The 12,895-nt window shown below is 66.5% G+C and carries 10 protein-coding genes; 3 read left to right on the forward strand and 7 right to left on the reverse strand.

The annotated features are described in order from the left end of the window. Positions 1 to 28: 28 nt before the first annotated feature. Positions 29 to 1,996, forward strand: a complete 1,968-nt coding sequence (locus tag B215_RS0117965) for a putative bifunctional diguanylate cyclase/phosphodiesterase (RefSeq protein ID WP_019371029.1) — start codon at positions 29 to 31, stop codon at positions 1,994 to 1,996. On the opposite strand, the gene B215_RS0117970 is transcribed toward B215_RS0117965, so the two are convergent. Beyond that, positions 1,974 to 3,368, reverse strand: coding sequence for a leucyl aminopeptidase family protein (locus B215_RS0117970; RefSeq protein WP_019371030.1), 1,395 nt, complete (start codon positions 3,366 to 3,368; stop codon positions 1,974 to 1,976). The two genes, B215_RS0117965 and B215_RS0117970, sit on opposite strands and share 23 nt — an antisense overlap. Before the next feature lie 180 nt (positions 3,369 to 3,548). On the opposite strand from B215_RS0117970, the gene B215_RS0117975 reads away from it, so the two are divergent. Beyond that, positions 3,549 to 5,966 carry a membrane-bound PQQ-dependent dehydrogenase, glucose/quinate/shikimate family gene (locus tag B215_RS0117975; RefSeq protein ID WP_019371031.1) on the forward strand — a complete coding sequence of 806 codons (2,418 nt, stop codon included), beginning with the start codon at positions 3,549 to 3,551 and terminating at the stop codon, positions 5,964 to 5,966. Between the two features lie 21 nt (positions 5,967 to 5,987). On the opposite strand, the gene B215_RS0117980 is transcribed toward B215_RS0117975, so the two are convergent. The 3 genes from B215_RS0117980 to rimO all read right to left on the reverse strand — a co-directional run bounded on the left by B215_RS0117980 (position 5,988) and on the right by rimO (position 9,803). Further along, positions 5,988 to 6,659: a hypothetical protein gene (locus tag B215_RS0117980; RefSeq protein ID WP_019371032.1), complete on the reverse strand. Its 672-nt coding sequence runs from the start codon at positions 6,657 to 6,659 to the stop codon at positions 5,988 to 5,990. 352 nt (positions 6,660 to 7,011) lie between these two features. After that, a complete protein-coding gene (locus B215_RS0117985; RefSeq protein ID WP_019371033.1) occupies positions 7,012 to 8,412 on the reverse strand; it encodes a serine hydrolase domain-containing protein in 1,401 nt (466 codons plus the stop codon). Between the two features lie 59 nt (positions 8,413 to 8,471). Then, positions 8,472 to 9,803, reverse strand: coding sequence for a 30S ribosomal protein S12 methylthiotransferase RimO (gene rimO / locus B215_RS0117990; protein WP_019371034.1), 1,332 nt, complete (start codon positions 9,801 to 9,803; stop codon positions 8,472 to 8,474). A gap of 117 nt (positions 9,804 to 9,920) precedes the next feature. Here rimO and B215_RS0117995 point away from each other — a divergent pair, with 117 nt between their 5' ends. Beyond that, positions 9,921 to 10,436: a GNAT family N-acetyltransferase gene (locus tag B215_RS0117995; protein WP_019371035.1), complete on the forward strand. Its 516-nt coding sequence runs from the start codon at positions 9,921 to 9,923 to the stop codon at positions 10,434 to 10,436. A gap of 6 nt (positions 10,437 to 10,442) precedes the next feature. On the opposite strand, the gene B215_RS0118000 is transcribed toward B215_RS0117995, so the two are convergent. From B215_RS0118000 to serS, 3 genes are read right to left on the reverse strand one after another with little or no spacing between them, the layout of a single operon-like run. Beyond that, a complete protein-coding gene (locus B215_RS0118000) occupies positions 10,443 to 10,787 on the reverse strand; it encodes a DMT family protein (RefSeq protein ID WP_019371036.1) in 345 nt (114 codons plus the stop codon). A gap of 18 nt (positions 10,788 to 10,805) precedes the next feature. Next, positions 10,806 to 11,573 (reverse strand): 5'/3'-nucleotidase SurE, encoded by a 768-nt coding sequence (surE, locus tag B215_RS0118005; protein ID WP_019371037.1) that lies wholly within the window; start codon positions 11,571 to 11,573, stop codon positions 10,806 to 10,808. Continuing rightward, on the reverse strand, positions 11,573 to 12,853 hold the full coding sequence (serS, locus tag B215_RS0118010; protein WP_019371038.1) for a serine--tRNA ligase: 1,281 nt from the start codon (positions 12,851 to 12,853) through the stop codon (positions 11,573 to 11,575). The genes surE and serS overlap by 1 nt, the downstream gene beginning before the upstream one ends. Positions 12,854 to 12,895: the final 42 nt, after the last annotated feature.

Consider the following 12,895-nt stretch of genomic DNA (forward strand, 5'->3'; position numbering starts at 1 on the left):
TGTCGGGAGGTTGGCGGTACAAGGCGGCATGCTTTCGCGGATGCGCCTTGTCCGGCCTGGACTGACAAAGCTGGATCGTGCCATTCTGACCGAGCAGTATCGCGTGCTCGGTCAGCAGATCCCGCTGATGTACGTGCTCGTCTTCATCGATGCGCTGTTTCTCGGCTTTGCGACTCACGGCACCGCATCGCCGCGATTGACGATCGGGGCGCCGCTACTGCTCGGGATCGCGGCGACGATTCGCACGGGACTTTGGATCACCCGCCGGCGCGATGCGCTGCCGTCGCTGCGGGCGATCCGGCGATACCTGACCGGCACCATCATCGCGGCGGCGGTGCTCAGCCTGGCGTTCGGCGGCTGGGCGCTGCTGCTATATGCCGAAGCGGATCTCGCGCGGCGCACCTGCATCGCGCTCTACATCTTTATCGGCGCGATCACCTGCTGCTACTGCCTGCAGACCTTTCCGGTGGCGGCACGGCTGGTGCTTTGCTGCGGGGCATTGCCGGTAACGCTATGCCTGCTCGCCTCGGGCGACTGGTTCCTGACCGGGCTGGCGATCGACATGCTGATCGTTTCCGGCGTGGTGCTGCGCATGTTCGAGACCGGCTATGCCGGCTTCGTCGAAGTGATCGCCTCCCGCGCGGACATGCTGGCCGAGCAGCGCCGGGCGCGGCTGGCGGAGCAGCGGGCGCATCAACTCGCCTATCACGATCCGCTGACTGGCCTGCCCAATCGCCGGGCACTTACCGAATATCTGCGCGTCGCCGAGCACCGCACCTTCGGGCTGATGCTGGTCGATCTGGATCGGTTCAAGTCGATCAATGACGTGCACGGGCATCCGGTCGGCGATCAGCTGCTGCGGGCGGTGGCCGGGCGGCTCAGCTGGGTCGTCGGCGATGCCGGCAAGAGCTATCGGCTGGGGGGGGACGAATTCGCCATCTCCATCCCCTTTTCCGCCGGCGATCCCGATCGCGTGCGCAGCGTGGCCCATGCGATCGTCCGCGAAGTCGGGCGCCCGTTCCTGATCGACGATCGAATGCACCATATCGGCGCCAGCGTCGGTATCGCGCTTTATCCGGACGATGGCGAGGACGCCAACACGTTGATGCGGCGGGCGGACGTCGCCCTCTACCAGGCCAAGGAAGCGGGCAAGGGCCGCTACTGCGCCTTTGCCGCGCAGATGGATGCGGAGATCCGCCGCCGGTCGAACATCGAGGCGGAGATGCGCGACGCCCTGATCGAAGGGCATTTCTATCCGCGCTACCAGCCGATCGTCGATCTGCGCACCGGCCATGTCCGCGGCTTCGAACTGCTCGCCCGCTGGCGCCGCGAACAGGGCGAGATCGGCCCCGATCAGTTCATCCCGATCGCCGAGGAGTGCGGGCTGCTCAACAAGCTGATGCTCGATCTGCTTACCCGCGCCTGCGCCGACGCGCGCGAATGGCCGGCGGCAGTCGGCATCGCCATCAACATCTCGCCCGGGCAGCTGCGCGACACCTGGTTGAGCCACAAAATCCTGTCGGTGCTCGCGCGGACCGGCTTCCCGCCGCATCGACTGACCGTGGAGATCACCGAGAACGCGCTGATCGTCGATGCGGACAAGGCGCACCAGGCCATCGAGTCGCTCAAGAACCAGGGGGTGAAGCTCGCCCTCGACGATTTCGGCACCGGCTATGCATCGATCCAGCATCTGCGGATGCTGCCGTTCGACAAGATCAAGATCGATCGTTCCTTCGTCGACTCGCTCGGCGAGGACGCGGAAGCGCTGCGCATCGTGCGCGCTATCCTCGGCCTGGCCTCAACGCTCGATCTGCCGGTGGTGGCGGAAGGCGTGGAGACCGTCGACACGGCGGAGACGTTGCGCAACCTGGGCTGCGCCGAAGGGCAGGGCTATCTCTTCGGCCACCCGATGGACAAGGCCGAGGTCGAACAATGGCTCGCCGACGGCAAGGTGCCGCCGGCGGCCGAGCAGTTCATCCGCCGTATCGGTCTTTGAGCACCTTCCAGGTGGCGCGCAGGCTTACCGCCTCGGCGCCCTTGGGGCGGCCGGGCTTGGCGCTGCTGTTCCAGCAGAAGATGTCGAAATGCGCCCACTGCGCCTTGGCCGGCACGAATTCCTTGAGGAACAGCGCCGCGGTGATCGCGCCGCCGAACGGGCCCTCGGCCGCGTTGACCATGTCCGCCACGTCCGACTTCAGCAGATCCTTGTACGGATCGTAGAGCGGCATCCGCCAGATCGGATCGGCCTCTTCCTCGCCCGCTGCCAGGATCTCGGCCGCCAGCGTATCGTCATTGGCGAACAGCGCCTGGAGGTCCGCGCCGAGCGCCACGCGCGCGGCACCGGTCAGCGTCGCGAAGTCGAACACCAGTTCCGGGTTCTTTTCCTCGGCCTTGGTCAGCGCATCGCCCAGGATCAGGCGGCCTTCGGCATCGGTGTTGCTGTTCTCGACGGTGATGCCCTTGCGCGAGGTCATCACGTCGCCGGGCCGGGTCGCCTCGCCGGAGATCGAGTTCTCGACGGCGGGGACGAGCATGTGCAACCGCACCGGCAGCTTGTTCTGCATGACCAGTTCGGCGAGCGCGAGCGCATGGGCGGCGCCGCCCATGTCCTTCTTCATCAGCCGCATGCCGCTGGCCGGCTTGATGTCGAGGCCGCCGCTGTCGAAGCACACGCCCTTGCCGATGATCGCGATGCGGGGATGTTCCGGGTTGCCCCATTCCAGCTCGATCAGGCGCGGCTCGCGGCCCACGCCGGCGGCCTTGCCGACCGCCCAGAGCATGCCATAGCCCTTTTCGAGCTCGTCGCCCTTCGCCACGGTGAAGGTGGCACCGTATGCCTTGGCCAGTTCCGCGCCCGCCTGTTCGAGATCGGCGGGGCTCATGTCATTGGCGCCGGTGTTGATCCGGTCGCGCAGCTTGAAGGTGACGGCGGCCATCGCCAGCGCCTCTTCCATTTTCACGGGATCGCCGGTGAGCAGCACCCGCGCACCCTGGGCCTTGGGATCGGGCTTGCGGTAGCGATCGAACTTGTACTGCGCGACCAGCCAGCCATAGATCGCCTTGCCGGGTTCGACGCCCTCGACGCGATAGCTTCCCTCCGGCAGCGTCTCGGCCAGCTTGGCTAGGCACCAGGGCGAAAGCTTCTCGACATTGGCGACCACGCTGACGACCGACCAGTCTTCGGGTGCATCGCCGGGCAGGATGGCGCTCGAATATGCCGAGGCGCTCAGCTTCTGCGCCGCGGCGGCCGCGCGGTGGCGGGGCGGCTGCGCGGCGAGCCAGGCATCAAAGCCCTTGGCGTCGATCAGGTGGATGGTGCGAGCGGCCTGGCCGCGATCGGGCTGAACGAGCGTGTTTAGATCCGTCATGCTCCTGATCTAGGACGCCGGGCACCTTCCGCCTAGCCCGTCCGCCTGCCGAATTTTGAATTGTTACGGAACAATGCTGGCGCCGCTTGGGTTTGCCCGCTGTTCCTGACGCATTCGCCGGCCGCTTCCTTTTTGCGCGGGAGCCGACCGGCCGCGCCGCCCCGTTCGGGAGAGTCGGCCATGTCCGATCCACACACCGCCTTCGCCACCTTCTTCCGGCCGGGGTCACACCCCAGTTGGGCTGGATATCTCGTCGGCACCGTCCTTGCGTTGATCGGTCTGGTCCTGGCGATCGGCGGTGCGTGGTTGGCGGTGCTCGGCGGGTCGCTCTACTATCTGCTCGCCGGCATTGCGATGCTGGTGGCCGGGGTGCTGCTGGTGCGCGGGCGGCTGCTGGGCGGATGGCTGTACGTGGCCACCGTGGCGATCACCTTCCTGTGGACCTGGTGGGAAGTCGGCGCCGATGCCTGGGCGCAGGTGCCCCGCATCATCGCGCCCGTGGTGCTGCTGGTGCCCGTGCTGGTGGCGATGGCGACGCTCACCGTCCGGCGCAATCGCTGGCGCCTCGCTCTGGGAAGCGCGGCCGGTGCCGTGGTGCTGACCGCGATCGATCTCGCCGCCGCCGCGAGCGGCGGTCCCGCGACGATCGAGACTGCGCTCCCCGCGCCCGGAACGCAGGGGATGGCGGATCCGTCCGGGCAGCAGGCCGGTGCGGACTGGCCGAGCTATGGCGGCACCGGCAGCGCGCGCCGCTTCTCGCCCCTTGCGCAGATCAATGCGGCGAATGTCGGCAAGCTCGAGCGTGCCTGGATGATCCATACCGGTGACATGCCGAGTTCGCCGACGATCGCCAAAACCTATGGTGCGGAAAACACGCCGCTCAAGATCGGCGACAGCCTGTATCTGTGCACGCCGAAGAACATCCTGATCGCGCTCGATGCCGCCAATGGCGAGCAGCGCTGGCGTTATGATCCGAACGTGCCCGATCGCGCCATTCCCTACACGGCGGCCTGTCGCGGCGTGGTGTATTACGCCGTACCCGGGATGGCGGCGAACCAGGCTTGCGCGACGCGCATCATCGAAGGCACGCTCGACGCGCGGCTGATCGCGGTCGACGCGCGTACCGGCAAGCCCTGCGCCGATTTCGGCACGGCGGGTCAGGCCGATATCAAGCAGGGCATGGGCCGCGTGCCCTGGGGCTATGTCTCGATCAATTCGCCGCCCACGCTGGTGCGCGGCGTCCTCGTCGTCGGCCACCAGGTGCTGGACGGGCAGGATCGCTGGGCGCCTTCCGGCGTGATCCAGGGGTTCGATGCGCGCACCGGCAAGCTCCGCTGGGCGTGGGACATGATGCACCCCGAATGGAACGGCTATCCGCCCGCCGGGCAGGAATGGGCGCGCGGCACGCCCAACATGTGGACGATGGCGAGCGGCGACGAGCAGCTCGGCCTGGTCTATCTGCCGATGGGTAATGCCGCGGCGGACTATTATTCCAGCCTGCGCCGGCCCGAGGAGAACCGCTTCGCCACGTCTTTGGTCGCGCTGGACGTGACCACCGGCAAGCCGCGCTGGCGGTTCCAGGCGGTGCGCAAGGATGTGTGGGACTATGATTTCGGTGCGCAGGCGACGCTCGTCGACTACAAGGGCGTACCGGCGATGGTGCTGCCGTCCAAGCAGGGCGACATCTACATCCTCGATCGTCGCACCGGTCGCCCGCTGACGCCGGTCGGCGAGATCCGCGCCCCTTCGGGCGGCGTCGAGCCGGAGCAGCGCGCGGCGACTCAGCCGGTGTCGCTGTGGCATACGCTGCGCAAGCGTGACCTGACCGAACGCGACATGTGGGGCATGTCGCCCATCGACCAGATGGTCTGTCGCATCCAGTTTCGGAGCGCGAGCTACAAGGGCTTCTTCACGCCGCCCGAGGCCGATCGCCATTCGATCGAATATCCCGGCTATAATGGCGGCACCGATTGGGGCGGCGTGGCGGTGGATCCGCAGCGCGGGGTGATCGTCGCCAATTACAACGACATGCCCAACTATGTCCGGCTTGTCCCGCGCGCCGAGGCGAACAAGCGGGGCTGGGCACCGCGCGACCAGGCACGGGGCGCGGTAGGCGGGGCGGAAGGGGCAGGCGATCCGCAGGCGAACACGCCCTATGCGATCAATGTGAATGCCGGCTGGCGGGTGCCCTTCACCGGCATGCTCTGCAAAAAGCCCCCCTATGGCGGCATCCGCGCGATCGACATGGCGACGGGCAAGACGATTTGGGATCGCCCGCTGGGCGAAGCGCGCACCAACGGTCCGTTTGGCATTCCCTCGATGCTGCCGATCACCATCGGCACGCCGAACAACGGTGGATCGGTGGTCACGGCGGGCGGCCTGATCTTCGTTGCCGCCACGACCGACAATCTGATCCGCGCGATTGATCTGCGCACTGGCAAGACGCTGTGGAAGGACGTGCTGCCCGCAGGCGGCCAGGCGACGCCGATCACCTATGAGGTGAATGGCAGGCAATATCTGGTGATCTATGCCGGTGGGCATCACTTCATGGAAACGCCGATCGGTGACGAAGTGGTCGCCTATGCGCTGCCCGGCTGATCGGGGTGGCCGCGCCCCGGCTCAGCGCGCCGGGGCAGGCGGCAGCAGCTTCTTCCAGCGCGCGTCCACCCGCGCCTGCGCCGCGTCGCGTCGTACCTTCGTTACCAGCGAGATGCCGCGCAGATTGATGCTGTGTCCGCTCAGGAACCCGCCGGCGATGGTGTAGCCGACGTCATAGAGGGCCACGTCCTGGTGCGGCTCGCCATCGGCGAGAAATCGGGTGACGATCGCAACCGGCAAGCGATCGTCGCCGCGGCTATCGTCCGGCAGTTGCGCCTTCTCCCGCGCCTTCTTCAGCGCATGTTCGAACCAGCCCACTTCGATGCGGGGTTCGCCGGTGGTCTCGGCGGGCGGGATGCCCAGGCCGGTCGGGAACAGGATCGTCTGGCTCTGCACCGATTGCTCCCCGGTCGCCGGCTTCAGCGTCAGCGTGCGCTCGCCGCCGTCCGCCGCCACCAGCACCAGCGTCGCCGCCCGGGCCGAGGCCCGCTGTGCCGCCGTCGCCTGCTCGGCCTTGCTCTCGCGCCGATCGGACCAGCTGTTCCACAGCGTCAGCCCGGAAATCAGCACGGCGGCCACGCCCAGCACTTCGCCGAGCGTGATCCAGCGGCGGCGTACTGCTGCGGCTTCGGCACGCGCCTTGGCGCGGGCGACGGCATCGTCCTGGGGCGGGCTGGGGGGCGTATCGCTCACCCCCCAATCTCCACCATCTGGCACGTCCGCCGTCAAGCCGCCCGCCTTGTCTGCGTTTCCTTTGATCCCTATTTGTTCTCCTTGGTCGAGGTCGACCGCCGCTCTTTGAAATTGTCGGGATGCAGGTCTGCTCACGCGCGCGGGAGCCTAAACTTCATAAACTTTGGTCGTGCCGTCGCCGAAAACGTTCAACGGCCGCTCCACGTAGAGTCGTGCGCGAGCCTAAACTTCATAAACTTCGGCCGTTCCGCTGCCGAAATCGTTCAGTGGCCCAGTCGCGCAGATTCGCGCGGGAGCCTAAACTTCATAAACTTTGATCGTTCCGCTGCGAAAAACGTTCAACGCCGCCGCGTCAGCGTGGCATCACCAGGAACTGCTCGAACTTGCCCTCGGCGCCCGGCTCGGCATAGGTCACGGCGATCAGCTGCCGGTCCTTGTAGCGGATGCGGTAGTTGCGGTTGACGAAGCCGCCGCGCAGGCGGGCCTTGCCGATCGCCTCGAACGCCAGCGGCTCGCCCAGCGCGGACAGGCTGGCGCGATAATCGCCCAGCACGGTGTCGTCGAAGAAGTAGTTGGCGTCCTCGGTCATCAGGCTGCGGTTGGGCGTGCCGGCGCGGAGCTGGTCGAACAGCGTGCGGGCGAGCGCGTCGCGCTGCTGGTCCAGGCTGGGCGCGGCGGCCTGCTTGGCAACCGGCAGCAGCAGATCGGTAATGCCTTCGGCGATCGCGTCGTGCGCGCCGCCGAAATCCGCATTGACCAGCGAGACGACGGCGAACCGCGCCTCGGGGATCACGACGTTGCTGGACAGGAACCCGACCGCCTCGCCACCATGCGAGACCTCCTTCTTGCCGCCATGCTCCCCCAGCGACACACCAAGGCCGTAGCGCGTGGACGAGCCGTCGGCGAGCTTCACTTCGGTTTCCTGCGCATTCCAGTCCTCTGCGGGGAGCAGCCTGCGCTCGATCCGGGCGATGTCCCATTTGGCTAGGTCGGTTGCGCTCATCGCCAGCTGGCCGGCGGCCCAGAGCCAGCCGTCCGCCGCGGGCTTGGCGGGGCGGACGGGGCCGAGCGCATAGCGATGCGTTCCCTGGGGGAATCCCTTTCCGGTCGCCCGGTCCTGGTCGATCGCGTCCATGCCCAGCGGCTTGAAGATCTTCGCCCGCAGATAGTCGAGCAGCTTCTTGCCCGAGGCCTTCTCGATGATCATCCCGGCGACGACATAGCCGGTGTTTGAATATTGCCAGGCCGTGCCGGGGGCGAAGTCGAGCGGCTTCTTCGCCCAGCGGTCGACGATCTGCTGCGGCGTCACCGCCGTCTCCATCGCCTTGAAGCTATAGTCCTGCGGCCAGTAATCCTGCAGGCCGGCCGTGTGGCTGAGCAGCTGGCGGATGGTGATCTTGTCCGCATCGGTGACGTCGGGCACCCATTTGGCGACCTTGTCGTCCAGGCTCAGCTTGCCTTCCTCCTCCAGCAGCAGGATCGCCGCGGCGGTGAACTGCTTGGAAACGGATGCGATCTGGTATTTGGCGGCGACATCCGGGCCCTTTGCGATGCCGGGTCCCTGGTCGCCATAGGCCTTGGTGAACACGATCTTGCCGTCGCGCACGATCGCTACCGATGCAGAGGGCACCCCGCTGCTCTTCAGCGCATCGGCGACGATGGCGTCCACCTTGGCGGTCTGCTCCGCGGTAAGCTGCTGTGCGGCGGCAGGGGTGGCAATCAGCAGGGTGGCGGCAAAAGCGGAACGGAACATCGGGCCTCCGGAAATCATGCCGGAGGCTTAGCGCTGCACGCCCGTTGTGCCAACGGGCCTCAGCCCATCGGCACCCCATACAGATCATGCTCGTCGGCGTCCTCGATCAGGACGGGCACGATGTCGCCCTGTTCCAGATGTCCGGCGTCGCGAAGGAACACCTCGCCGTCGATCTCCGGCGCATCGGCCTGGCTGCGGCCGGTGGCGCCACCTTCTTCGTCGACCGCATCGATGATCACCGCGAGCTTCCGGCCGACCTTCGCCTGGAGCTTGGCGGCGCTGATCGCGGCGGTCTTCTCCATGATCCGGGCGTAGCGCTCTTCCTTTACCTCTTCCGGCACCGCGCCAGGCAGGTCATTGGCCGAGGCACCTTCGACCGGCTCGAAGCGGAACGCGCCGACGCGGTCGAGCTGGGCCTCGTCGAGCCAGTCGAGCAGATACTGGAAATCGGACTCGGTCTCGCCAGGGAAGCCGACAACGAAGGTCGAGCGGATCGCAATGTCCGGGGCGATTTCGCGCCAGCCGCGTAGCCGCTCGAGCACCTTGGCTTCGTTGGCCGGGCGCTTCATCGCGCGCAGCACGTTCGGCGCCGCATGCTGGAACGGGATGTCGAGATAGGGGAGCACCAGCCCCTCCGCCATCAGCGGGATCACCTGGTCGACATGCGGGTAGGGATACACATAGTGCAGCCGCACCCAGGGCGCGATCTGGCCGAGTTCGCGGGCGAGATCGGTCATGTGCGGCACGACTTCGCGGCCCTTCCAGGCGCGCGGCTCCTTGCGGATGTCGATGCCATAGGCCGAGGTGTCCTGGCTGATGACCAGCAGTTCCTTGGTGCCGGCGGCGACCAGCTTCTCCGCCTCGCGCAGGATCGCATCGGGCCGGCGGCTGACCAGGTCGCCGCGCAGCGACGGGATGATGCAGAAGCTGCAGCGATGGTTGCAGCCTTCCGAGATCTTCAGATAGCTGTAATGGCGCGGCGTGAGCTTGAGCCCGCTGTCCGGCACCAGGTTGACGAAGGGCGAGGGCGGCATCGGCGCCGCGTCGTGCACCGCGCCGACGACTTCCTCATATTGATGCGCGCCAGTGACCGCGAGCACGTTGGGGAAGCGGGCGCGGATGACCTCGGCTTCCTTGCCCATGCAGCCGGTGACGATCACCCGGCCGTTCTCAGCGATCGCCTCGCCGATCGCCTCAAGCGACTCTTCCTTGGCGCTGTCGAGAAAGCCGCAGGTATTCACCAGCACGACGTCCGCGCCGGCATAGTCCGGCGACAGCGCATAGCCGTCCGAACGGAGCTTCGTGAGGATACGCTCGGAGTCGACCAGATTCTTGGGACAGCCGAGCGACACCATGCCCACCTTGGGGGCTTCGGGGAGTCGCGTTGCCATGATCGTTGGCGCACATAGGGCTTTTCGCGGAAATTGCCAGCCATCGGGCGTTTACGGATGGCTCGCCCGCACCTCGATCGGTAGGGGCGGCCCAGCAACCATTCGGGAGATATCGTCATGACCGCGACCACCGCAGAGCCTGTCCAACTGCCGACCCGCTCCGGACTTGTCATTGACGTCCGCACCGTGCGCCCTGACGACGAGGCGGGACTCACTCGTTTTTTCGATCACGTCTCGAACGAGGACCGGCGCTTCCGCTTCTTCACGGCCAGCCCGCATCTGCAGCCGCACCAGGCAGCGGCGCTGATCAACGTCGATCACCATCAGACCGAAAGCTATCTCGCCTTTACGGCCGAGGGCGAACTCGTCGCCTCGGCGATGCTGGCCTGCGATGCGACAATGGAAACGGCCGAGGTGGCGATCTCCATCCGCGCGGATCGTAAGGGCCAGGGGATCGGTTGGAGCCTCCTTCATTATCTGACCGGTGAGGCCAAGGCGCGCGGTGTTAAGCGACTTCAGTCGATCGAGAGCCGCGAGAACCACCTCGCCATCGAGCTCGAGCGCGAAATGGGCTTTGTTGCCCATGCGGTGGAAGGCGATCCCAGCGTCGTGCTGCTGGAAGTGCGCTTCTGATCTCGATCAGGCGGGTGCGCGAAACAGGAAGAACGCGCCCGCCGCGATCAGCGCGAAGCCGATTAGGTGATTGGTCGTGATCTTCTGTCCCAAGTACAGTACCGAGAAGCCGGCAAAGACGGTGAGCGTGATCACTTCCTGCATGCCCTTTAGCTGGGCGGCCGAATAGACGGCGCTGCCCAGGCGGTTGGCCGGCACCGCGAAGCAATATTCGACGAAGGCGATGCCCCAGCTGACGACGATGGCGAGCAGTAGCGGCGCCGACTTGTACTTCAGGTGGCCATACCAGGCGAAGGTCATGAACAGGTTGGAGACGAGCAGCAGCCCGATCGGCAACAGGCGATCCATCATCGGCACGGCTATCGCTCCTCAGCCGGCATAGGCGCCGCGGAGCCGATCCATGGATTCGCGGTGCGTCAGGTCCAAATGGAGCGGCGTGACGGTGACGAACCCCGCCTCGATTGCGTCCAAATCGGTGTCCGGCATCGGCTGGTGCTGCAGGCGGCCCATCGCCAGCCAGTAATAGGGGAAGCCACGCGGATCGACGCGCTTGTCGAGACCGACCCGCCCATAATCCCGCAGCCCCTGCGCCACCACTTTGATGCCTTGCACTGCATCTGCGTCGATGGGGGGGAAGTTGATGTTGACCAGCGTGCGCGCAGCCCAGTCCATGTCGAGCAGCGGCCGCAGCGCACGTTCGCCCCAGCTCTCCGCTGTGCCGAACGGCACCTCATCGCCCATCCCGCTGCGGGCGTACCGCTGGCTGAGCGCGACTGAGCGGATGCCCGCGAGCGCCCCCTCCATCGCCGCCGAAACGGTGCCGGAATAGCTGACGTCCTCCGCAAGGTTTCCGCCACGGTTCACGCCGGAAAGGATCAGGTCCGGCTTGGCATCCTTCATCACCTCCGCGAGCGCGAACATCACGCAATCAGTGGGCGTCCCCTTCACCGCATAACGATTGTCGCCATGGCGGCGGACGCGGAACGGCTCGGTAAGCGTGAGCGAGCGGCCTTTGCCCGACTGCTCCTCAGCCGGCGCGACGACGGTGATGTCATCGGAGATTGTGCGGGCAATCCGCTCCAGAACGCCGAGGCCGCGGGCGTGATAGCCATCGTCGTTGGTGAGGAGGATCCGCATCAGCCGCGCGGTTCGAGCATTGTGAGGCCCCCAAGATAGGGCTGTAGCACGGCCGGCACGGCGACCGCGCCATCCTCTTGCTGATAGTTTTCCAGTACGGCGACCAGCGTGCGCCCCACTGCCAGGCCGGAGCCGTTGAGCGTGTGGACGAAGCGCGTGCCTTTCTCACCTTCCGGGCGATAGCGGGCGTTCATGCGCCGTGCCTGGAAATCCCCGCAGGTGGAGCAGGACGAAATCTCGCGATACCGGTCCTGACCCGGCAGCCAAACTTCGAGATCGTAGGTGCGAGCCGCGGTGAAGCCCATGTCGCCGCTGCAAAGCTTCATGCGGCGGAAGGCGAGGCCCAGCTTGGTCAGCACATCCTCGGCACAGGCCGTCATCCGTTCATGCTCGGCTTCGGACTGGTCAGGCGTGGTGATTGACACCATTTCGACCTTCTCGAACTGGTGCTGCCGGATGAAACCGCGTGTGTCGCGGCCAGCCGCACCTGCTTCGGAACGGAAGCATGCGGTCAGCGCGGTGAGGCGCAGCGGCAGTTCCTCCTCGTCCAGGATTTTCTCGCGCACCGCGTTGGTCAGGCTCACCTCGGCCGTCGGGATCAGCCAGCGGCCGTCGGTGGTGCGGAACAGATCCTCCGCGAATTTCGGAAGCTGGCCGGTGCCGAATACGGCTTCGTCACGCACCAGCAGCGGCGGCACGCATTCCTCATAGCCATGCTCGCCCGTCAGCGTATCGAGCATGAACTGTCCGAGCGCACGGTGGAGGCGCGCCGCGTGGCCGCGCACGAAAGTAAAGCGGGCGCCCGAAATGGCGGCGCCGGTCTCAAAATCCAGGCCGATCGTGGAGCCGATCGCGTCGTGCTCCTTCACCGAGAAGGGGAAGCGGGGCGGGGTGCCGCGCTCGTGCACCAGCACATTGTCGTTCTCGTCAGCGCCCAGAGCGACATCGGGGTAGGGCAGGTTGGGGAGGGCGGCAAGCTGCCCTTCGAGCGCCTCGCCTAGGGTCTTTTCCTCCGCCTCTAGAGCGGGCAGCCGCTCCTTCAGTTGCGCCACTTCCGTCATCAGCGCAGCGGCGGCCGCTTCGTCCTTCTTCGCCTTGGCCGCACCTATCGCCTTCGACGCTTCATTACGACGCGCCTGCCCGTTCTGCAGCTCGGTGATCAGCGCGCGGCGTCGCTCGTCGAGCGCCATAAGCTCGGCCGCAAGCGGTGCCAACCCGCGCCGTTCGAGGCCCTGGTCGAAGGTTTCGGGATGTTCGCGGATGAAGCGGATGTCGTGCATGACGATTAGCCTATGGCGGCGGCCCCGCAGCCGCGCAACCCC

Source organism: Sphingomonas sp. ATCC 31555 (genome assembly GCF_000282895.1).
Taxonomy (GTDB): Bacteria; Pseudomonadota; Alphaproteobacteria; order Sphingomonadales; family Sphingomonadaceae; genus Sphingomonas.